Genomic DNA, 21483 nt, shown 5'->3' with positions numbered 1-21483 from the left:
GTTGAGTTAAGCGCTGGCACTCCTGGTGTCGGCGCTTTATTCTATGTCACCCTGAATTATTACTTTCGCCGCTATGGCGAAAAGTCGTGTACCGGCAAAGGTGCAGTCGTTTATACATGGAGACTTTGATGGCAAGCAATCTGATTCAACAATTGCAAGAGCGGGGCCTGGTGGCCCAGGTAACGGACGAGGGCGCGTTAGCAGAGCGACTGGCGCAGGGGCCAATTGCACTGTATTGCGGCTTCGACCCGACCGCCGACAGCTTGCATTTGGGACATCTGGTACCGCTGCTGTGCCTGAAACGCTTTCAGATGGCCGGACACAAACCGGTAGCACTGGTAGGTGGTGCTACGGGGTTGATTGGCGACCCGAGTTTCAAAGCCGCCGAGCGTAAGCTGAATACCGAAGAAACAGTACAGGAGTGGGTGGAGAAAATCCGCCGTCAGGTCGCTCCTTTCCTGGATTTTGACTGTGGTACCAACAGCGCTATAGCCGCCAACAACTACGATTGGTTTGGTTCCATGAACGTGCTGACGTTCCTGCGCGATATCGGTAAGCATTTCTCCGTCAACCAGATGATCAACAAAGAAGCGGTCAAGCAACGTCTGAACCGCGATGACGTGGGCATTTCCTTCACCGAGTTCTCCTACAACCTGTTGCAGGGCTACGACTTTGCTTCGCTGAATGCGCTGCATGGTGTGGAGTTGGAGATTGGTGGTTCTGATCAGTGGGGTAACATCACCTCCGGGATCGACCTGACCCGTCGCCTGTATCAGAAGCAGGTGTTCGGCTTGACGGTTCCGTTGATCACCAAGGCGGATGGGACCAAATTCGGTAAAACCGAAGGTGGGGCGGTATGGCTGGATCCGAAGAAGACCAGTCCGTACAAATTCTACCAGTTCTGGATCAACACCTCTGACGCAGATGTGTACCGCTTCCTGAAGTTCTTCACCTTCCTCGACATTGACGTTATCAATGCGCTGGAAGAAGAAGACAAGAATAGTGGGGTTGCACCGCGTGCTCAGTACGTTCTGGCAGAAGAAGTGACCCGTCTGGTACATGGCGAAGAGGGGCTGACAGCCGCTAAACGTATCACCCAGAGTCTGTTTAACGGTAACCTGAACGACCTGACTGAAGCGGATTTCGCGCAGCTGGCGCAAGATGGCGTACCGATGGTGGAACTGGCGACAGGCGCGGATTTACAACAGGCGCTGGTTGATTCCGAATTGCAGCCTTCTCGTGGGCAGGCGCGTAAGACCATCGCCTCCAACGCGATCACGATCAACGGTGAAAAACAGTCTGATCCGGAATACACCTTTACGGATGCTGACCGTCTGTTTGGCCGTTATACCTTGCTGCGTCGGGGCAAGAAAAACTACTGCCTGGTCTGCTGGAAAGACTGATAGAAACACGCAAGGGAGCAACATGCTCCCTTCGTTTTTAGGTACCTCCCCACAGCGGGGGATAGCCTGACAAGTTCACCAGGTAATACCGTATCAGCCATACCGTGGCGGACGGGATAACAGCATGACGCTGTTCGATAAAAAACGGTTTAATAACCAGCAGTATATAAAAACAAGCACATCGCATTTGAGCAGGCAAAGGTAGTCACTTTCATGAAAAACATACTGTCGATTCAGTCTCACGTGGTTTTCGGTCATGCCGGCAACAGCGCGGCGGAGTTTCCCATGCGTCGGATGGGCGTCAATGTCTGGCCGCTGAATACCGTGCAATTCTCCAACCACACGCAATATGGTCAGTGGACAGGCTGTGTTATGCCCGCCGAACACCTGACCGAGATTGCTCAGGGTATCAGTAATATTGATCATCTGAAGGACTGCGACGCGGTACTAAGTGGGTATATTGGCTCACCAGAGCAGGGCGGGCATATTCTGGAGGTGGTACGCCGGGTGAAGGCGGCGAATCCGCGAGCCATTTATTTCTGCGACCCGGTGATGGGTACGCCGGAAAAAGGCTGCATTGTGCCAGCAGGGGTGACGGATTTTCACTGCAACCAGTCACTGCAGGCAAGCGACATGATTGCCCCCAACCTGCCGGAGCTGGAACTGCTGAGTGGGCGGACGATTCATACAGTAGAGGAAGCCGTGCAGGCCAGTCGGGAACTGTGTCAGCGCGGGCCGCAACTGGTGCTGGTTAAACACTTAAGCCGTGCGGCAGCCAGTAAAGACAGTTTTGAAATGCTGCTGGTTACCCCGAAAGAAGCCTGGCATATCCAGCGTCCGCTGGTGGATTTTGGACCGCGCCAGCCGGTGGGCGTGGGTGACCTGACCAGCGGTTTGTTACTGGTGAATCTGCTAAAAGGCGTCGCGCCGGAAAAAGCGCTGGAACACACCACGGCGGCTGTCTACGAGGTGATGTTGGTCACCAAGGAAATGGAGCAATACGAACTGCAACTGGTGGCCGCGCAGGATGGCATCGTACAGCCACGTCACCATTTCCAGGCTGTTCGTTTGTAGTTGCTAAATCGGTAGTTGCTAAATCGATAGCCACTAAATCGGTAGCGACTAAAACCAGCGGTGACCTGCATAACATAACGGGGCGTTTAGCCCCGTTATGGTTACTGCGATAAGTGCAGTGTGTATTCCATCCTTCTGACTTGTCAGAATTTCACTTCAAGCCCTTCCGCCGTCAGCGCTTTTTCTACCGCCGGTCGCCCGGAAACACGCTCCAGATAAGCCACCAACGCAGGGAATTGGAGCAGGTTAAATTTCAGTTCATTCGCCCAGCGAGAAATGGTGAAAAGGTAAGCATCGGCGACGCCGAACCGGTTACCGACCAGATAATCGTGTTCGCTGAGTACCTGATTCAGGTAACGAAAGCGCTGTTCCAGATAGCTTTTCAGCAAATCTTTGTACAGTTCTGGCGTACCGGGGCGGAACAGCGGCGTGAACGATTTGTGCAATTCAGTGGAAATATAGGCCAGCCACTCAATGGCGCGGTAGTGATGGATAGTGCTGGATGGCGCTATCAGATTATATTGCGGGGCTTTGTCTGCCAGATACAGGGCGATAGCAATATTTTCCGTCAGAATCGTTCCGTCATCCAATGCCAGCGCCGGGACCATTCCTTTGGGGTTGATCTGCAGGTAGTCGCCATCCTGCTCGGTTCTCTTGGTACGCAGGTCGACATTCACCAGTGTGAACTTGGCCCGGGTCTCATGCAGGATGATATGAGGAAACAGTGAGCAACTTCCCGGTTTGTAATAGAGTTTCATTCGCCATTCCTTCAGTAAACGTCTTTGCGGTGAGTTGTAGTGTCAGGTATATCGTGTCAGTGCACGTTGTATCAAAACATGTTCTATCAGAGCGTGTCCTATCAGAGCATAGTGTTAACAACGTAAGCGTTTTCACACGATCATGTAAATTCATATTGCTATAAATCACAGAGTCAGGCTGTGCGCGGTATCTCAAGATAAGAGTGCTGTGAAATCAACGCACTGCCAGGTTGTCTCCTTTTCCCAATATTCGTTAGTCTACAGCGAGTCCCCTTCTTCCTATTGTTATCGGTTGCAACGAGGGAATGTTCACCCTGATGTGTGGTTTATCTTACAACCCGGTGTGTTAAAAATGCGTTAAAGGTGGTTTGTGTTATCTTTAAATAGGTGATGCCTGTCACTATAGGACAATGCAACGCCGGTGGTTTTTAGCCATCTGACACATCTGCAGCCATGTCCGCGTGGCGTTCATTGACGTGAGTCCGCAGGGCCGTTGCCTGTCGGGGAGGAACCATGTTATCTCAATCCTATAGTGATGCTTGTCTCGCTACCCTTACCGTCCACAAGCGCACTTATCAATACTGGAGTTTACCGCTGGCGGCCCAATGGCTGGGGAACCTTGACAGGCTACCCAAGTCGCAGAAGATTCTGCTGGAGAATCTTCTGCGCCATCTGGACGGTGACACGGTACAGGATGCCGACCTGCAAGCGCTGGCAGACTGGCAGCGTGACGGCCATGCGGATCGCGAAATCACCTTTCATCCTGCCAGAGTGTTGATGCAGGATTTTACTGGTGTGCCGGCGGTAGTGGATCTGGCTGCGATGCGCGATGCGGTGCAGCGACTGGGCGGGCAGGTTAGCCGGGTGAATCCGATGACGCCGGTGGATCTGGTCATCGACCATTCGGTTACGGTGGATCATTTCGGCAATGAACGCGCGCTGGAAGAAAATACCCGTCTGGAGATGGCCCGTAATCATGAGCGTTACGCCTTCCTGCGCTGGGGACAGAGCGCTTTCCAGCATTTTCGGGTGGTGCCGCCGGGCACCGGTATTTGCCATCAGGTCAATCTGGAATATCTGGCAAAGGCGGTCTGGCACAGTCAACAGAATGATGTTCTGCTGGCTTACCCGGATACGGTGATCGGCACCGATTCACATACCACGATGATCAATGGGCTGGGTGTGCTGGGCTGGGGCGTTGGTGGTATCGAAGCGGAAGCGGCGATGCTGGGACAGTCGGTCTCAATGCTGATCCCCGATGTGGTCGGGGTACGGCTGGTGGGCAAATTGGGTGAGGGGATCACCGCCACCGATCTGGTGTTGACTGTGACCCAGATGTTGCGCCAGCACGGCGTGGTGGGCAAATTTGTTGAGTTTTTCGGTGATGGTCTCGACCATCTGCCGCTGGCGGATCGCGCCACATTGGCCAACATGGCGCCAGAGTATGGTGCGACCTGTGGTTTTTTCCCGATCGACAACATCACGCTAGATTACCTGCGGCTAACCAACCGTGGCGATGAACAGGTCGCGCTGGTGGAAGCGTATTGCCGTGCGCAGGGACTGTGGCGTCATCCAGGCGATGAACCTCGCTTCAGCAGTGTGCTGGAACTGGATATGGCGAGCGTTGAAACCAGTCTGGCCGGCCCTAAACGGCCACAGGATCGCGTGTCGCTGGCCGGGGTGCCGCGTGCGTTCAACGCCAGTCTGGAACTCGAGCTGGCGACGGAAGACAGGGCCGTAACAGCGGCGGAAAAGTGTGAGTCGACGCCACTGGCACAGGGAGCGGTGGTGATTGCAGCCATCACCTCTTGCACCAATACGTCGAACCCGAGTGTGATGATCGCAGCAGGGTTGTTGGCGCGTAATGCCGTGATGCGTGGGTTGAAGGTTAAACCCTGGGTGAAAACCTCGCTGGCCCCCGGTTCCCGTGTGGTTTCAGACTATCTGGAACTGGCTGGGTTGACCGAACCACTGATGCAGTTGGGTTTTCATCTGGTGGGGTATGGTTGCACCACCTGCATCGGTAATTCCGGTCCGCTGCCCGATGCTATCGAAAGCGCCATTCGTGATAACGACATCACTGTGGCGGCAGTGTTGTCTGGCAACCGTAATTTTGAAGGACGTATTCATCCACTGGTAAAAACCAATTGGCTGGCGTCGCCGCCGCTGGTGGTTGCCTACGCGCTGGCCGGGAACATGACGCTGGACCTGACCTGCGACCCGTTGGGCGAAGATGCGCAGGGGCGGGCGGTGTATCTGCGCGATATCTGGCCCACTGCCGATACGGTGGCGGATACGCTACAGGTGGTCAGCGCCGGGCTATTCAGCAAGGCTTACGCGTCGGTATTTGACGGCACGCCTGAGTGGCAGGCCATTGAAACAGCTGAGGGGCCAACCTACCATTGGCCGGCGGATTCCACCTATATTCGGCGTACTCCTTTTTTTGACGACATGCCAAAAACACCCGCGCCGATGCAGGATATCTGTGGCGCACACATTCTGGCGATGTTGGGCGACTCGGTCACTACCGATCATATCTCGCCGGCAGGCAATATTAGGCCCGATAGCCCGGCCGGTCGTTACCTGCAGGAACACGGTGTCATACCGTCGGCGTTCAACGCCTATGGTGCGCGGCGTGGCAACCATGAGGTGATGATGCGCGGCACGTTTGCCAATGTGCGTATTCGTAACGACATGGTGCCGGGCAAAGAGGGTGGTTTCACCCGGCATGTGCCGTCGCAGACGATCACAACGATCTATGAGGCGGCGGTACGCTATCGTGAACAGCACATACCGCTTGTGGTGATTGCGGGTAAGGAGTATGGCTCGGGATCCAGTCGGGACTGGGCCGCCAAAGGTCCGCGCTTGCTGGGCGTGCGGGTGGTGATTGCCGAGTCGTTCGAGCGAATTCACCGTTCCAATTTGATTGGCATGGGCATTCTGCCACTGGAGTTCCTGAACGGTGAAAACCGTCAGACGCTGAGTCTGACCGGTGACGAACGGATTGATATCCGTGATATGGCAAGCGTGAAACCGGGGGCGACAGTCATGGTGACGCTCACCCGACCAAATGGCGAGTCTCTGATTATTCAGACTCGTTGCCGCATCGATACCCACACCGAACTGACCTATTTTCGCCATGATGGCATCCTGCACTACGTTATTCGTCGCGTGCTTGACGCCTGAACGGTACCTGTCCCCCTGCCTGCGTGTTATGCCCTCGCTATGGGGCTGATTTTTGCCATTGTGGTGGCACGAGTCGTTGCACTACAGGAATTGTGCGTTGCGCACTTGTACTGTTCTCACGGATACAGTATTAGTGATTGATGGTTTAATGCCATGATTCATAACATAAAATTATTGCACCTGAATAATTCACGTCGTGGGGTAACGGTCGTTATACCACGGTAAATGGAAATAAGACCGACATGCAGAGGAGCACAGAATGGCGATAGACAAGGGTTGGCTGGCATCCATTTTTGGGGTGTTGAGTGTTGCGGCGGTTTCAGTACAGGCGGCGGAGGTACCGGCGGGTGTACAACTGGCAGATAAACAGGAACTGGTTCGTGCCAATGGGTCCGAGCCCGCGTCGCTGGATCCACATAAAGTGGAAAGCGACGTTGAAGGGAACCTGATCCACGATTTTTTTGAAAAGCTGGTGTCGGTACATGATGACGGCACGGTGGCACCCGGTTTAGCGGATCGCTGGGAAAATAAAGACAATCAGGTCTGGACGTTCCACCTGCGCCCGGGGCTGAAATGGTCAGATGGTAGCCCGATCACCGCTGACGATGTGGTGTTTAGCTGGCAGCGTCTGATAGACCCCAAAACCTTGTCGCCATATCAAAGTTACCTTGGCAGTATGCACGTGCTGAATGCCAGCGACATTATCGCGGGTAAGAAGAGCCCGCAGGAACTGGGTATTAAGGCGCTGGATAAACAAACGGTACAGGTAACGCTGGATCAACCGCTGTCTTATTTCCTGCCGATGGTCGACCACTATGTGATGGTGACTGTGCCGAAAGCGGCCATTGAGAAATTCGGCGACAAATGGACCCAAACGAGCAATTTTGTCGGCAGCGGGCCGTTTGTGCCGACCGAGTGGGTCGTCAACGAGCGTATCACCGCCAAACGTAACGTTAACTATTGGGACAACGCGCACACGGTATTGAACAAAGTGACCTATCTGGTCATCGTCTCCAATACGGCCGAAGTCAACCGCTATAAAGCGGGGGAAGTCGACACAACGTACACCATGCCCAACCAGCTGTTTAAATCCTTGCAACAGGAATTACCGAATGAAGTGAAAGTCACGCCGTATCTCTCGACGTATATTTATCGCTTCAATACCCAAAAACCCCCGTTTAATGACCCACGGGTCAGACGTGCGCTGGACCTGGCGCTCGATAAGAGCGTGATTGCCGACAAGGTGTTGGGGCAGGGCCAGGTACCGGCGTATAACTACGTGCCGCGTGGCATGGCTGGCTATACCAGCAATCAGCCGGAATGGGCGAACTGGACGCAGCAGCAGCGTAACGCTGAAGCGAAAAAACTGCTCAAGGAGGCGGGCTACGATGCAAGTCATCCGCTGAAATTCCAGTTGTTGTATAACACCTCCGAATCCCATCAAAAGATTGCTATTGCTGCTGCTTCAATGTGGAAGCAGAACCTCGGCGCGGAGGCGACATTGCTGAATCAGGAGTGGAAAACGCTGCTGGATACCTCACGTACCGGCAACTTCGAGGTAGTAAGGAACTCCTGGGGAGCCGATTATAATGAACCTTCCACCTATTTTGACACCCTGCGTGCCAACGACAGCAATAACACCGGCAAGTTTACTGACAAGGCGTACGACGAGGTGTTGGATAAGGCGGTGATGGCATCGTCGCTGGAGGCGCGCAATGCGCTTTATCATCAGGCGGAAACTATCCTGCAACAGCAAATGCCGTTGATCCCGATTTATTATTACGTCCGTAGCCAGATGGTGAAGCCGTATGTGGGTGGGTTTAAGCCTGACCTGAAAGGGGATTTCTACAGCAAGGATATTTATATCGTCAAACATTGATTGGCGATGATTGATTGGCGATGATTGATTGTCGATAGCACACCAGGCGGTCACCGCCTGGTGTGACAATGAAGGGGGGATTATTTGCTGTCCAGCAAGTGGCCCATTTTGGCGGCCTTGGTAGCCAGATAATGCTCGTTTTTCGGATTGCGGCCAACGATGAGCGGCACACGTTCAACGATGTTGATGCCCGCTTCGGTCAGGATGGTGACTTTCTTCGGGTTGTTGGTCAAAAGACGCACCGCTTCCACGTTCAGTAGCTTGAACATATCCGCACACAGTGTGAAATCACGCTCGTCGGCGGCGAAGCCCAACTGGTGGTTCGCTTCCACGGTGTCGGCACCTTGATCTTGTAGCGCATAAGCCCGGATCTTATTCAGCAGACCGATGTTACGTCCTTCCTGACGGTGATACAGCAGAATGCCGCGCCCTTCTTCGGCAATGTGATTGAGTGCTGCTTCCAGTTGAAAGCCACAATCACAACGCAGGCTAAACAGTGCATCTCCCGTCAGACATTCAGAGTGTACTCGCGCCAGTACCGGTTCGGGACTGGAAATATCACCGTACACTAACGCCAGGTGATCGCGCCCGGTTGCTGTTTCCTCGAATCCTACCATCAGGAAATCGCCCCACGGAGTGGGTAGTTTGGCTTCCGCCACCCGTTTTAGCTGCATGTTACTCTCCAACGCATAAATGATAAATTCCCGCTCCAGGCAGGAAGGGAATCTCGTATCGCCGCCGCCGTGCTGAGCCCCGGTGGCAGATAGTCACCTGCTTTGTTATCGATGACTGAATGATTCGGGATAATCGTGGTGTCGTTGACAGAACTGACAGATAGTTTACGTCATACTGAAAACCGATGTCCTATTTTTTGATAAAAATGTAAAAATTTTGTTCTAATATCCTGCTGAATTATAGGGAGAAGTAATGTACGACCTCGCCAGACGCACCGTAATTGGCACAATATCGTTGATGGTGTTGCCTATTTTGGTCTGGATCACGGGATGGCACTGGCAACCAACCGTATCAGGATGGTGGCTCAAACCGTTATTCTGGATGACACAGACAGTATCAGCCCCGTGGGGAATTTTGACCAGCGTGGTGATGTCTGCCTGGTTTTTGTGGCTGCTGCGACTACCTTTGCGCCCGACGTTGACTCTGCTGGCTATCTTGTTTGCCAGCATCGTGCTGGGGCAGGGCGTGAAATCCGTAACGAAAAACCTGACGCAGGAAGCCCGGCCATTTGTGGTCTGGCTCGAACAAGCGCATCAGGTGGATGAGCACTATTTTTACTCATTACCCACCAGCGAGCGCGCCAGCTTGCTGGAACAGCAACTTCAGCAGGTCTCGCAATTGCCACCGTGGCAGCGCCAGCATTGGCAGGAACAGGCAGATTACTCCTTCCCATCGGGCCACACTGTGTTTGCCGCCACCTGGGCGTTGCTGGCGGTGGGATTACTGTGGACGCGGCGTCATTATCTGATGGTTTCCCTCATCGTATTGTGGGCGAATAGTGTGATTGCCAGCCGCTTGTTGCTGGGAATGCACTGGCCGCAGGATGTGGCAGCCGCCACCCTGATAGGTACGGTGGTTTCGCTGGTGGCCGTCTTGCTGGCGCAGAGCTGGTGTGGACCACTGCTGGCGGTAGCGCCACCTAAAATAGCACGGTATCACCAGCAAGCCCGGCCGAACGCCCGATGATCGCTGATAAGGAAATCGGTTGAGCGGGTATGGCGACGTGAGTATCCATCATCTGGATACTCACAGCCGGTAGATACCAATGCCAGTAGATACCAATGATAGCAGGCGGCTTCGCAGATTGACTGTCGCCGCCGCCGCTGGTGTATCGGTAGTGTGCCGCTTATCCCCCGTTTTTCCTTTCACGGCCCCCGTTAGCGTTCCCCCTCCGCTGAGGAAATGTTAAGTTAATAGGGTTCACTGCCGAAATTTGGCATAATTCATCTGTTTAAGGCGATATCACAGGAAGCGAACGTGAAATATATGCTGATTTTTTTTCTGGTGCTGGCGGTATTCATCGTATCGATCACACTGGGAGCGCATAACGATCAAGTGATTACTTTTAACTACCTGCTGGCTCAGGGGGAATACCGGTTGTCGACGTTGCTGGCAACGCTGTTTGCCGCTGGTTTTGCGCTCGGCTGGGTGATCTGTGGCCTGTTTTATCTGCGCCTGCGCATTGCGCTAGGGCGGGAACAACGTAAAATCAAACGTCTTGAGCAGCAACTGTCTGCCCCGGAGAGCGCCAGCGGTGCGACCTCCGCTGAGTCCGCTACCCACTAAGGATCGCCTCCATGCTAGAACTGCTGTTTCTGTTGCTGCCGGTTGCCGCCGCCTATGGCTGGTATATGGGGCGCAGGAGTGCACAGCAGGACAAGCAGGACGAAACCAACCGCCTGTCGCGTGATTATGTCACCGGGGTGAACTTTCTGCTGTCTAACCAGCAGGATAAAGCGGTCGAGTTGTTTCTCGACATGCTCAAAGATGACAGCAATACCTTTGAAGCTCACCTGACGCTAGGCAACCTGTTTCGCTCGCGCGGCGAGGTCGACAGGGCTATCCGTATCCATCAGGCGCTCACCGAAAGCGCGTCCCTCAGTTTTGAACAACGCCTGCTGGCGGTACAGCAACTGGGGCGTGACTACATGGTGGCTGGTTTGTACGACCGCGCCGAAGAGATTTTTAAGCAACTGGTGGATGAAGAGGATTTTCGCGTCAGCGCGTTGCAGCAACTGCTTCAGATTCATCAATCCACCAGTGACTGGCCAAACGCTATCGACACCGCTGAAAAGCTGGTGAAATTGGGCAAAACGCAATTTCGCAGTGAAATCGCCCACTTCTACTGTGAACAGTCGCTACAGGCGATGGGCAGCGATGATCTTGATAAAGCCCTGGCGATGTTGAAAAAGGCATCGGCGGCGGATAGCCAATGCGCGCGCGTGTCTATCATGCTGGGGCGCATTTATATGGCGCAGCAGAATTACGCGCAGGCTGTTGCATTACTGCAGCAGGTTCTGGATCAGGATACCGAACTGGTCAGTGAAACTCTGCCGATGTTGCAGGAGTGCTACCGTCATCTGCAACAACCTGAAGGGTGGGCGGCATTTCTGCGGCGTTGTGTTGAAGAGAAAAGCGGCTCCACGGCAGACCTGATGATGGCTGATGTGCTGGAGCAGTATGAAAGCACCGAGTCGGCACAGACTTACGTCACGCGCCAGTTGCAGCGCCATCCCACAATGCGGGTGTTCCACCGGTTGATTGACTACCATCTGCGTGAAGCGGAAGATGGCCGTGCCAAGGAAAGCCTGCTGGTGCTGCGTAATATGGTCGGCGAGCAAATCCAGGCCAAACCACGTTATCGCTGTCATAAATGCGGTTTTACCTCGCAATCACTCTACTGGCATTGTCCTTCCTGCCGCACTTGGGCCAGTGTTAAACCGATTCGTGGGCTGGACGGCGAATAAGTCGTCCGGCCATTCTGTTCCCCAACCGTTATCCCCGCGCGGCCAGAATGGCTCGTCACGTTATGCCGTCATTTCCTTCCTCCTGTATTACGCTTCTTAGTTACAACATACTGAAGGCGCTGTAAGTGCTACGCTGGGTTAAGCATCGGCGCGGTTTGGCATTTAGGAGCAGGGGCGGGTAGAATGCGCGCCATAAAATGATTAACTCACTCACGCTTAACGACGGGAGCATACCAGTGAACAGCCCAATCATCTCTTCGAATACGACGCCTTCGCATATCACGGCTTCAGGCTCGCCGATCATTGTGGCGCTGGATTACGCCGATCAACATGCCGCCTATGCGTTTGTCGACCGTATCGATCCACGTGACTGTCGGCTGAAGGTCGGCAAAGAGATGTTCACGCTGTTCGGGCCGCAGATGGTCAAGGATTTGCAACAGCGTGGTTTTGAGGTGTTTCTCGATCTCAAGTTTCACGATATTCCCAATACCACAGCCAGAGCTGTAGCCGCTGCGGCAGAGTTGGGGGTATGGATGGTGAATGTCCACGCCAGCGGCGGGGCTCGCATGATGACGGCTGCCCGTGAGGCGCTGGTGCCGTTTGGTAGTGACGCGCCGTTACTGATAGCCGTGACGGTACTGACCAGCATGGATGACGCAGACTTGCAGGGACTGGGGATTACGCTCTCTCCGGCCGAGCAGGCAGAAAAACTGGCGCGGTTGACCCAGCAGTGCGGTCTGGATGGGGTGGTGTGTTCTGCCCATGAAGCCGTGCGGCTCAAGCAGGTGTGCGGTGCGGATTTCCGGCTGGTGACCCCAGGTATTCGCCCGGCGGGCAGCGATGCTGGCGATCAGCGTCGGATTATGACGCCGCAGCAGGCACAACATGCCGGTGTGGATTACATGGTGATTGGCCGCCCTATTACCCAGTCTGCTGATCCGGCTCTGACCCTGAAAACGATTTTGGCTTCGCTGGGAGAGAAATAATGCGCGACGATAACAGCCGACTGGTGTATTCCACCGAAACCGGGCGTATTGATGAACCCGAGCAGAAAGCGGCCCGTCCGAAAGGCGACGGCATTGTGCGCATTCAACGCCAGACCAGTGGTCGCAAAGGTAAGGGCGTTTGCCTGATTACCGGTATCGATCTGGATGACACGGCGCTGGACGTACTGGCCGCCGAGCTGAAAAAGAAGTGCGGTTGTGGCGGTGCGGTTAAAGACGGGGTGATCGAAATTCAGGGCGACAAACGCGATCAACTCAAGCAGTTGCTGGAAGCCAAAGGGATGAAGGTCAAGCTGGCTGGAGGCTAACCTTCTCTGTGCCATGACAGGCATTGATAACAGCATGAACATAGCCGTATAAAAACAAACAGGCTCCCTTGGGAGCCTGTTTGTTTTGCGGGGTGGTTATCGCGTCGTCTGGTGACCGATGATGCCACCTACCGCCGCGCCGCCAACCGTGCCGAGGGCGCTGCCGTTGGTCAATACCGCGCCGCCGAGTGCGCCAATCCCCGCACCGATGGCGGTATTCCGTTGCCGTTTATTCATACCGGCACAGCCTGCCAGTGTACTGACGATCACCATAGCCAGAACGGCGGTTGTGAATTTTTTATTGATTTGCATGGTTCTTCTCCGGTTGTTCACCTGTCACGGCAGCGGGTTATCACGGCCATGAACAATGTTATTGTCGTGGCAAGGGGCGTTATGACAGTGCGCGATGACTTGCCGTGACGTGCTGTGTCTATCTGGCTGCCAGTATAATTATCGGCAGGGGGCGTAACAGGTGAAAAACTCTTAATTCACAGTAGGCTGGCGGCGATGGCGACAATACGACCCGCTTTCAGGCACGCCTTCGGTGTCGGTGTGATCCCTTTCCTGTCGTCCCAGCAGAACACAGCCCGTTTTTCAGCCATTCAGCCCATACCTGTGCCGGTAGCCCAACGTGAGAATAGGGCAAACCACACAGGAGGGCGGATGATGTTGGAAGAACTTAAAATTCAGGTGCTTGAAGCTAATCTGGCTTTACCCCGGCATCAACTGGTGACCTTCACCTGGGGAAACGTGAGCGCGGTGGATCGTGAGCGCGGTCTGATGGTGATCAAACCCTCAGGGGTTGAGTACGACGTGATGACCGCGCAAGACATGGTCGTCGTTGAACTGGAAAGCGGCCGGGTAGTGGAAGGGCAGCGTAAGCCCTCGTCTGACACCGATACCCACCGCGTGTTATATCTGGCTTTCTCATCGTTGGGCGGAATTGTCCATACACACTCACGCCATGCCACTATCTGGTCACAGGCGGGTAAGGATTTACCGCCGTGGGGGACCACCCACGCCGATTATTTCTATGGGCCGATTCCCTGCACCCGATTGATGACCGAGGCGGAAATCAACGGGCGTTATGAGTGGGAAACCGGGCAGGTCATTGTCGAGACATTTCGTGAACGCGGCCTGTCACCACAAGATATTCCGGCGGTGCTGGTCAATGCCCATGGCCCGTTTGCCTGGGGAACCGATGCGCATAACGCGGTGCACAATGCCGTGGTGCTGGAAGAAATCGCTTACATGGGGATTTTCTCGCGCCAACTGACCCCAACATTGGAACCGATGCAATCCACGTTGTTGGATAAGCATTATCTGCGTAAACACGGTAAGAACGCCTACTACGGGCAGTGATTCACCAGGGAGCCAGCCGTCACGCGCTGGTTGCCCGTCATACGTGCTTTACCTCACGCAATGGAGGGATAGGTATCATTCTCTCCATTGCGAAATAAACAAAATGGCAGATCTTAAAAAAAGAAACATCGTTTCATTTGCTTGCCAATGATCACTTTTCTCTCATCATTAAACGACTACCTTCAGCACTGAGAAGTATGGGGTCAGTGCTCTCCCGGCTGTTTTTTTAGCGTCGATTCGTCTTCATTGCCGATTTTTCTTCATCGGCAAGGGGGCGATGTCGTACAGGGATGTGACGTGGCCCTTCTTCGGGTGGGCTGAACAGGCGGCATCACGTCATGAATGCACAATCATAGGCGGTAGGTGCGGGTCATGCTGGCGGCGTCTGTATTGCTCATGGTTTCTGTCCCTTTTTCAGGCAATGAATCCTATGCATATCAAACGTTCTATTGAAAAGATTCCGGGTGGCATGATGCTGGTGCCGCTATTTCTTGGCGCGTTGTGTCATACCTTTGCGCCGGGTGCTGGCAAGTATTTCGGGTCGTTTACCAACGGTTTGATCAGCGGCACGGTGCCGATTCTGGCGGTGTGGTTTTTCTGCATGGGGGCATCGATTCGGCTGAGTGCCACCGCAACGGTATTGCGTAAATCTGGCACGTTGGTGGTGACGAAAATTGCGGTAGCCTGGGTGGTGGCAGCCCTCGCGTCACGTCTGCTGCCGGAGCATGGGGTGGAAGCTGGCTTTTTTGCCGGGTTGTCCACACTGGCGCTGGTGGCGGCGATGGACATGACCAATGGCGGGTTGTATGCGTCCATCATGCAGCAATATGGCACCAAAGAAGAATCCGGCGCGTTCGTGCTGATGTCGCTGGAGTCAGGCCCATTGATGACGATGGTGATCCTCGGTACCGCTGGTATCGCCTCGTTTGAACCGCATGTCTTTGTCGGTGCGGTGTTGCCGTTTCTGGTGGGGTTTGTACTGGGGAATCTGGATCCGGAATTACGTGAGTTTTTCAGCCGTTCGGTGCAGACGCTCATTCCTTTTTTTGCTTTCGCGCTGGGCAATACCATTGATTTGAACGTTATCGGTCAGACCGGGTTCCTGGGCGTTATGTTAGGTGTCGCGGTGATCATCATTACCGGTATCCCGTTGATGGTGGCGGACAAGTTGCTGGGCGGCGGTGACGGTACCGCGGGGATTGCCGCGTCCAGTTCGGCAGGGGCAGCAGTGGCGACACCGGTGCTGATTGCGGAAATGGTTCCGGCGTTTAAACCGGTGGCACCGGCGGCTACGACACTGGTGGCGACATCGGTGATTGTGACGTCGGTTCTGGTACCGATCATCACCGCGATGTGGTCAAAACATGTCAAAGGTGGCGATGGCACCGTCGCACAAGAAGAGGGAACGCCGGAGCAAGAACAATCGCAACAGGCTGCACATCACTAAGCCGTACACCACTAAGCAGCACACCACTAAAATAGCGCTCACGCCCTCTGGCAAGGGGGCGTGAGCGGTGTGACATGACACCCGAAAGGGATCAATTCCCCGAAAGGGATTAACTCCCCGAAAGGGATCAATTGTTATGCGCCTCCTGTCGCCAGGCGGCGCTGGTTTCGTGTGTGGTGGGACTGTGACTGTGTAATGCACGGCGGATAGCGAAGAACGCAGCGACCAGCATGGTGACCGCCACCAGCATAAAGAAGCCGCACAGGATGGCGTTGATCTGGTTGCTAAACACGATGGTTGCCATATCCTGCATGTTCTTGGCCGGTGCTATCAGGGTGCCGGATTCAATACCTGTCGAGAAGCGTTTAGCCTGCGCCAGAAAACCGATACTGGGTTTTTCGTGGAAAATCTTCTGCCAGCCTGCGGTCATCGAGGTGATAAACAGCCAGGCGGTAGGCAGTATCGTCACCCAGGCGTAACGCTGTTTTTTCATCTTGAACAGCACGACCGTGCCGAGGATCAGCGCCATTGAGGCCAGCATCTGGTTACCAATACCAAACAGCGGCCACAAGGTGTTGATACCGCCCAACGGGTCGATCACCCCCTGATAGACGAAGAAGCCCCAGCCCGCCACCGCCACGGTGGTACCCGCCATGTTGCCCAGCCAGGAGTGACTTTTCCCCATCCCCGGCACCACCAACCCCGCCAGATCCTGCACCATGAAGCGGCAGGCACGGGTACCGGCGTCAACGGCGGTAAGAATAAACAATGCTTCGAACAGAATGGCGAAGTGATACCAGAAGGCCATCATGGCCCGGCTATTGAAAATGTCGGTAATGATGTGCGCCATGCCAACGGCAAAGGTCGGCGCACCACCAGCACGCGAGAGAATCGAGGCTTCACCGACGTCCTTGGCGATGCTGCTAAGATCAGTTGGTGTGATGACAAAGCCCCAGCCACTGATCACCTGCGCGGCAGTTTCTACCGTGGTGCCGATCAGCGCAGCGGGCGCATTCATGGCGAAATAGACACCGGGGTCGATCACCGAGGCGCAAATCAGCGCCATGATGGCGACGAAAGACTCCATCAGCATCGCGCCATAACCGATGAAACGGATGTGACTTTCGCGCTCAACCAGCTTGGGCGTGGTACCGCTGGATACCAGGGCGTGGAAGCCGGAGATAGCACCGCAGGCGATGGTAATAAACAGGAACGGGAACAGGCTGCCTGAGAACACCGGCCCACTGCCGTCAATAAAGCGTGAAACCGCAGGCATTTTCAGTTCAGGCATGGCAAACAGGATGCCGATCGCCAGCCCGACGATCACGCCGATTTTCAGGAAGGTGGACAGGTAATCGCGCGGTGCCAGCAACAGCCAGACCGGCAGTACCGAGGCAATGAATCCGTAAATCACCAGCACCCAGGTCAGGGTGGTGCCTTTCAGGGTAAAAAACGGTCCCCAGTAAGGATGGGCGGCAATGTCACCACCGTAGACAATCGCCATCATCATCAGCACAAAGCCTATCAGCGACACCTCGGCAATCTTGCCCGGTCGCAGAAAGCGCATGTAGACCCCCATAAACAGCGCAATCGGGATGGTGGCCGCAATGGTGAATACCCCCCACGGGCTGTTGGTCAACGCTTTTACCACCACCAGCGCCAGCGCTGACAGGATGATGATCATCACGCCCAGTGCGCCCAGCATGGTGACGACCCCGGCGAACGACCCTAATTCCTGACGCGCCATCTCGCCTAATGAGCGACCATCACGACGCGTGGAGATGAACAGCACCAGAAAGTCCTGCACGGCACCTGCCAGCATCACGCCGATCAAGATCCACAGGGTACCCGGCAGAAAACCCATTTGCGCCGCCAGAATCGGCCCCACTAATGGGCCAGCACCGGCGATGGCGGCAAAATGGTGGCCGAATAACACCCACTTGTTGGTGGGAACGTAATCCAGACCATCGTTGTGACGTTCCGCCGGGGTTAAACGGCGGTCATCCAGTTCAAACACCCGACGCGCAATAAACAAGCTATAAAAACGGTAGGCAATGCTGTAGCACGCGACGGCGGCGATGACCAGCCAGACGGCGCTCACATGCTCTCCCTGACTCAGCGCCAGCATGGCAAACGCCACGGCGCCGGCTATAGCAACAGCTATCCAGATAGACACGCTCTTGATCGTTTTCATCTCACTGACTCCTGACTGGTTATGATTCCCGGTCGTCGATAATCCTGGCACCCTGTCAAAGTACCTCTTGGCGTAACGAATACGGCAAGACACCCGCAATACTCGAATCGTATCCACAGCGGGATAGCAGGAAATATTGTGATATCAATAAATAACCATAGTGCAGCGATTAATCAGCGTGGTCATAACAAGATAAAAATGTGAGCAAAGATATATTTTTGTTACGAATAAAGCAGTTGTCTGTATTTTCAAACAGAGAGAAACGGGGCGATGAGGGGAATGGTCCGGTGCGGTAAGCCCGGCGAGAGCCGGGCAAGGCACGGTAAAAATACAGTAAATGTGCGGTAAAGGCAGGTCAGGGCAGCTTGTTACCAGCCGCACGGTAAATTTCATACCATTCTTCGCGGCTGATGTGCAGTTCAGAGGCGGTGGCGATGTCTTGCAGACGTTGTGGGTCCATGCTGCCGACAATCACCTGCATGCTGGCCGGGTGACGCAGGATCCAGGCCGCCGCAAGCGCGGTGGTGGATACGCCGTGCTCGCTGGCGATATGCGTCAGCGTGGCATTAAGCTGCGGGAATTTATCGTTATCCACGAATACACCGTCAAAGAAGCCGTACTGGAAGGGCGACCAGGCCTGAATGGTCATCTTCTGCAAACGACTGTATTCCAACACCATGCCATCGTGGTGCAGTGACGACGGCGCATGGGCCATATTGACGTTTAAACCCGCGTCAATCATTGGCGTGTGCATAATGCTCAACTGCAACTGGTTAGTCAGCAGTGGCTGGCGTACCGCACTTTTCAGTAATTCGACCTGCAACGGGTGCTGATTACTGACGCCAAAATAGCGCACCTTACCGCTGGTTTCTAACGCCTCAAAGGCGGCGGCGACTTCATCCGGCTCGCACAGTGTATCCGGGCGGTGTAGCAGCAGGGTATCGAGGTAATCCGTGTTCAGGCGTTTCAGGCTACCTTCGACCGACGCAATAATGTGCGCTTTGGAGAAATCGAAAAAGCCGGGGCGGATACCGCATTTGCTTTGCAGCAGTACCTGATCTCGGGTGATGCCCGCCTGACGCGCCGCGGCGGCAAACATCTCCTCGGAACGGCCACCGCCGTAGATATCGGCGTGGTCAAAGAAATCGATACCGGCATCAAGCGCCGTTTGCAACACCGTGGCAGCTTCCTGCTGTGTCTTGCCCGCCAGCCGCATACAACCCAGCGCAATATTCGGTACTGACAGGCTGCTTGTTCCCAGTGTGATTCTTTTCATGTTCACCTCTCCGTTATGTTGCTCTCTGTTACAGGGGCGGGCGGCATGCTCCCGGCGATAAAAAAACGCCACCCGGTGGGGTGGCGTTATACGGACGCGGATTAGGCGGCGGGTTTGGCGATAATGCTGCGCGTTTCAAGCCGCACTTCGGTTAATACCACCGTCAGGGAATCGCTCTGGCGATAGACGGGTTCGCCTTTCACCATCACGATGCCGGTTTCCTGGCTGCAGACCAGCTCGTCGCGTACCGCGTGGATAAACGAGGCAGGAATGAAGGCGGAAGCGCCGTTTTCCAGCAGACGTACACGCAAGCCGCCACGATTGACATCCATAATCTCGGCGGTAAAGCGCGTGTCGGTACCGGCTTTGTCTTTCAGGAAACGGGCGTACAACCAGTCACTGACGTCACGCTCGGCCATACGGTTAAGACGACGACGTTCAGCTAACTGCTGCGTGACCTCATCCTGCGGTTTGTCTGCCGCGGTATGGGTGATGACGGCCTTGAGCAGACGATGGTTAACCATATCGCCGTATTTACGAATCGGTGACGTCCAGGTGGCGTAAGCCTCCAGACCCAGGCCAAAGTGTGGACCGGGAGCGGTGCTGATTTCTGCAAATGTCTGGAAACGACGGATACGGCTATCGAGGAACTGGGTCGGTTGGGCGTCCAGTTCACGACGCAGGATACAGAAGCCTTCCAGCGTCAGCAGTTGCTGAGCCTCAGCATGAATCCCGTTGCTCTCCAGCACGGCAACCGCCTGATCAATACTGACTGGATCGAAGCCGGTGTGGACGTTGTAAATGCCGAAACCGACGGTATCGCGCAGTACCTGTGCCGCGCAGACGTTGGCGGCGATCATCGCTTCTTCCACGATGCGGTTAGCGATACGACGTGGTTCGGTAACGATATCCAGCACTTCACCTTTCTCGCCTAACAGGAAGCGATAATCCGGGCGATCGCGGAACACCAGCGCATGGGTGGAACGCCAGGCACTGCGCGCCTGACACACGCGATGCAACAGACGAATTTGGCTGGCGATGTTATCGCTCTGCGGCTGCCAGTCGCCACGCTGCTCCAGCCAGTCTGACACCTCGTCGTACACCAGTTTGGCGCGCGATTCAATCCAGGCGGCAAAGAAGCGAATCTGGCTCAGTGCGCCATCAGCGGCGACGGTCATGCTGCAGGCCAGCACCGGACGGCGTTCGTTCGGGCGCAGCGAGCAGATGTCGTCTGACAAGTGGCGCGGCAGCATCGGAATGTTGAAGCCGGGCAGATAGTTGGTAAACGCACGTTGACGGGCAATGCTGTCCAGTTCGCTATCGGCACGCACGTAAGCGGTCGGGTCGGCGATAGCCACCGTCATCTCCAGCGTACCGTCGCCGTTGTCCTGCACGTACAAGGCGTCATCCATGTCTTCGGTGCTGGCGCTGTCGATAGTGACAAAGTCCAGCCCGGTCAGGTCTTCACGCTCAAGCGCACCGTCGTCGAGTTCGGCCGCGTCGGCGTTCGGCGCTTCGCGCTCCAGATTATGGCGCGACAGCGTCACCCACCAGGGGGCCAGCGGGTCATCGCCGGTAGTAATGTACTGGGTCAGGTCAGCAAAGAAACCACGATCGCCTTTTAACGGATGACGGCGCATTTCCGCGACCGCCCAATCGCCTTCTTTAAAGTCCTGCTCGACGCCACGCGCCGGGCGGCAGGGAATGGCGTCTTTCAGCAACGGATGGTCCGGCACGATAGACAAGCGGTCATCTTTTTTCTGTACCCGGCCGACAAAGCGGGTCAGAAACGGTTCCACCAGCGATTCCGGCTCCGCGATTTCGCGCTCTTTTTCGGTATGCAGCGTGACGATGATGCGGTCGCCGTGCATCACTTTCTTCATGTGCGGCGGCGGGATGAAATAGCTCTTCTGCGCGTCGGCTTCAAGAAAACCAAATCCTTTGTCGGTGGCTTTGACTATACCTTCCGCTCGTGGCGTCTGAGAGTGGAGTTGCTGTTTAAGCTGCGCAAGCAGCGGGTTATCTTGAAACATAGCGTCCAGAATTGCGGTTAATAGTGGCTTTAGCGGCAGACAGTTTTACGCGAATCGGCCGCTGGCGGCAAGCGTTG

17 protein-coding genes are annotated in these 21483 nt (G+C 55.1%); 11 read left to right on the top strand and 6 right to left on the bottom strand.

Going from position 1 to position 21483, the window contains the following annotated elements:
* Positions 1-125 precede the first annotated feature (125 nt).
* On the top strand, positions 126-1403 hold the full coding sequence (tyrS, locus tag LF929_RS12310) for a tyrosine--tRNA ligase (RefSeq protein ID WP_226093190.1): 1278 nt from the start codon (positions 126-128) through the stop codon (positions 1401-1403).
* Positions 1404-1616: 213 nt separating this feature from the next.
* A complete protein-coding gene (pdxY, locus tag LF929_RS12305) occupies positions 1617-2477 on the top strand; it encodes a pyridoxal kinase PdxY (RefSeq protein ID WP_012884371.1) in 861 nt (286 codons plus the stop codon).
* Between the two features lie 143 nt (positions 2478-2620).
* Here the strand turns inward: pdxY and gstA are convergent, their stop codons facing one another.
* Entirely contained in the window at positions 2621-3235 is a 615-nt protein-coding gene (gene gstA, locus LF929_RS12300) for a glutathione transferase GstA (RefSeq protein WP_038907671.1), read from the bottom strand.
* 513 nt (positions 3236-3748) lie between these two features.
* Between gstA and acnA the strand changes: the two genes are divergently transcribed.
* Positions 3749-6421: an aconitate hydratase AcnA gene (gene acnA / locus LF929_RS12295; protein ID WP_226093183.1), complete on the top strand. Its 2673-nt coding sequence runs from the start codon at positions 3749-3751 to the stop codon at positions 6419-6421.
* Between the two features lie 259 nt (positions 6422-6680).
* The gene (locus tag LF929_RS12290; RefSeq protein ID WP_226093182.1) at positions 6681-8300 is read left to right on the top strand and encodes an ABC transporter substrate-binding protein; all 1620 of its coding nucleotides are present in this window, start codon (positions 6681-6683) and stop codon (positions 8298-8300) included.
* Between the two features lie 80 nt (positions 8301-8380).
* Here the strand turns inward: LF929_RS12290 and ribA are convergent, their stop codons facing one another.
* A complete protein-coding gene (gene ribA, locus LF929_RS12285; protein WP_027711787.1) occupies positions 8381-8974 on the bottom strand; it encodes a GTP cyclohydrolase II in 594 nt (197 codons plus the stop codon).
* 253 nt (positions 8975-9227) lie between these two features.
* Between ribA and pgpB the strand changes: the two genes are divergently transcribed.
* The 5 genes from pgpB to yciH all read left to right on the top strand — a co-directional run bounded on the left by pgpB (position 9228) and on the right by yciH (position 13094).
* Positions 9228-10001: a phosphatidylglycerophosphatase B gene (gene pgpB / locus LF929_RS12280; RefSeq protein WP_226093181.1), complete on the top strand. Its 774-nt coding sequence runs from the start codon at positions 9228-9230 to the stop codon at positions 9999-10001.
* Positions 10002-10292: 291 nt separating this feature from the next.
* The gene (locus LF929_RS12275) at positions 10293-10601 is read left to right on the top strand and encodes a LapA family protein (RefSeq protein WP_012884377.1); all 309 of its coding nucleotides are present in this window, start codon (positions 10293-10295) and stop codon (positions 10599-10601) included.
* 11 nt (positions 10602-10612) lie between these two features.
* Entirely contained in the window at positions 10613-11782 is a 1170-nt protein-coding gene (gene lapB, locus LF929_RS12270) for a lipopolysaccharide assembly protein LapB (RefSeq protein ID WP_038907676.1), read from the top strand.
* A 236-nt stretch (positions 11783-12018) separates the two neighbouring features.
* Entirely contained in the window at positions 12019-12768 is a 750-nt protein-coding gene (gene pyrF / locus LF929_RS12265) for an orotidine-5'-phosphate decarboxylase (RefSeq protein WP_226093180.1), read from the top strand.
* Positions 12768-13094 carry a stress response translation initiation inhibitor YciH gene (gene yciH / locus LF929_RS12260; protein ID WP_038904029.1) on the top strand — a complete coding sequence of 109 codons (327 nt, stop codon included), beginning with the start codon at positions 12768-12770 and terminating at the stop codon, positions 13092-13094. The genes pyrF and yciH overlap by 1 nt, the downstream gene beginning before the upstream one ends.
* A 96-nt stretch (positions 13095-13190) precedes the next feature.
* Here yciH and osmB read toward each other — a convergent pair whose 3' ends face one another.
* Complete coding sequence (osmB, locus tag LF929_RS12255) at positions 13191-13406, bottom strand: osmotically-inducible lipoprotein OsmB (protein ID WP_016942482.1); 216 nt, start codon at positions 13404-13406, stop codon at positions 13191-13193.
* A gap of 354 nt (positions 13407-13760) precedes the next feature.
* Here osmB and araD point away from each other — a divergent pair, with 354 nt between their 5' ends.
* Positions 13761-14456, top strand: a complete 696-nt coding sequence (gene araD, locus LF929_RS12250) for an L-ribulose-5-phosphate 4-epimerase (protein WP_038906306.1) — start codon at positions 13761-13763, stop codon at positions 14454-14456.
* Positions 14457-14886: 430 nt separating this feature from the next.
* The gene (gene kdgT / locus LF929_RS12245) at positions 14887-15903 is read left to right on the top strand and encodes a 2-keto-3-deoxygluconate transporter (RefSeq protein WP_038904031.1); all 1017 of its coding nucleotides are present in this window, start codon (positions 14887-14889) and stop codon (positions 15901-15903) included.
* A gap of 127 nt (positions 15904-16030) precedes the next feature.
* Here the strand turns inward: kdgT and LF929_RS12240 are convergent, their stop codons facing one another.
* From LF929_RS12240 to LF929_RS12230, 3 genes are all read right to left on the bottom strand, one after another.
* Positions 16031-18097: a carbon starvation CstA family protein gene (locus LF929_RS12240; protein ID WP_038904032.1), complete on the bottom strand. Its 2067-nt coding sequence runs from the start codon at positions 18095-18097 to the stop codon at positions 16031-16033.
* Between the two features lie 355 nt (positions 18098-18452).
* Positions 18453-19373 carry an aldo/keto reductase family oxidoreductase gene (locus tag LF929_RS12235; RefSeq protein ID WP_226093179.1) on the bottom strand — a complete coding sequence of 307 codons (921 nt, stop codon included), beginning with the start codon at positions 19371-19373 and terminating at the stop codon, positions 18453-18455.
* 101 nt (positions 19374-19474) lie between these two features.
* The gene (locus LF929_RS12230) at positions 19475-21406 is read right to left on the bottom strand and encodes an exoribonuclease II (RefSeq protein WP_226093178.1); all 1932 of its coding nucleotides are present in this window, start codon (positions 21404-21406) and stop codon (positions 19475-19477) included.
* Positions 21407-21483: the final 77 nt, after the last annotated feature.

The organism is Dickeya oryzae (genome assembly GCF_020406815.2).
GTDB classification, from domain to species: Bacteria; Pseudomonadota; Gammaproteobacteria; order Enterobacterales; family Enterobacteriaceae; genus Dickeya; species Dickeya oryzae.
This window is presented reverse-complemented; position numbering and strand designations above follow the sequence as displayed.

Excerpts from the sequence above, each read along its gene's own strand:
- pdxY (WP_012884371.1), top strand. The coding sequence starts at position 1,617 with ATGAAAAACATACTGTCGATTCAGTCTCACGTGGTTTTCGGTCATGCC.
- gstA (WP_038907671.1), bottom strand. The coding sequence starts at position 3,235 with ATGAAACTCTATTACAAACCGGGAAGTTGCTCACTGTTTCCTCATATC.
- acnA (WP_226093183.1), top strand. The coding sequence starts at position 3,749 with ATGTTATCTCAATCCTATAGTGATGCTTGTCTCGCTACCCTTACCGTC.
- LF929_RS12290 (WP_226093182.1), top strand. The coding sequence starts at position 6,681 with ATGGCGATAGACAAGGGTTGGCTGGCATCCATTTTTGGGGTGTTGAGT.
- ribA (WP_027711787.1), bottom strand. The coding sequence starts at position 8,974 with ATGCAGCTAAAACGGGTGGCGGAAGCCAAACTACCCACTCCGTGGGGC.
- pgpB (WP_226093181.1), top strand. The coding sequence starts at position 9,228 with ATGTACGACCTCGCCAGACGCACCGTAATTGGCACAATATCGTTGATG.
- lapB (WP_038907676.1), top strand. The coding sequence starts at position 10,613 with ATGCTAGAACTGCTGTTTCTGTTGCTGCCGGTTGCCGCCGCCTATGGC.
- yciH (WP_038904029.1), top strand. The coding sequence starts at position 12,768 with ATGCGCGACGATAACAGCCGACTGGTGTATTCCACCGAAACCGGGCGT.
- osmB (WP_016942482.1), bottom strand. The coding sequence starts at position 13,406 with ATGCAAATCAATAAAAAATTCACAACCGCCGTTCTGGCTATGGTGATC.
- araD (WP_038906306.1), top strand. The coding sequence starts at position 13,761 with ATGTTGGAAGAACTTAAAATTCAGGTGCTTGAAGCTAATCTGGCTTTA.
- kdgT (WP_038904031.1), top strand. The coding sequence starts at position 14,887 with ATGCATATCAAACGTTCTATTGAAAAGATTCCGGGTGGCATGATGCTG.
- LF929_RS12240 (WP_038904032.1), bottom strand. The coding sequence starts at position 18,097 with ATGAAAACGATCAAGAGCGTGTCTATCTGGATAGCTGTTGCTATAGCC.
- LF929_RS12235 (WP_226093179.1), bottom strand. The coding sequence starts at position 19,373 with ATGAAAAGAATCACACTGGGAACAAGCAGCCTGTCAGTACCGAATATT.
- LF929_RS12230 (WP_226093178.1), bottom strand. The coding sequence starts at position 21,406 with ATGTTTCAAGATAACCCGCTGCTTGCGCAGCTTAAACAGCAACTCCAC.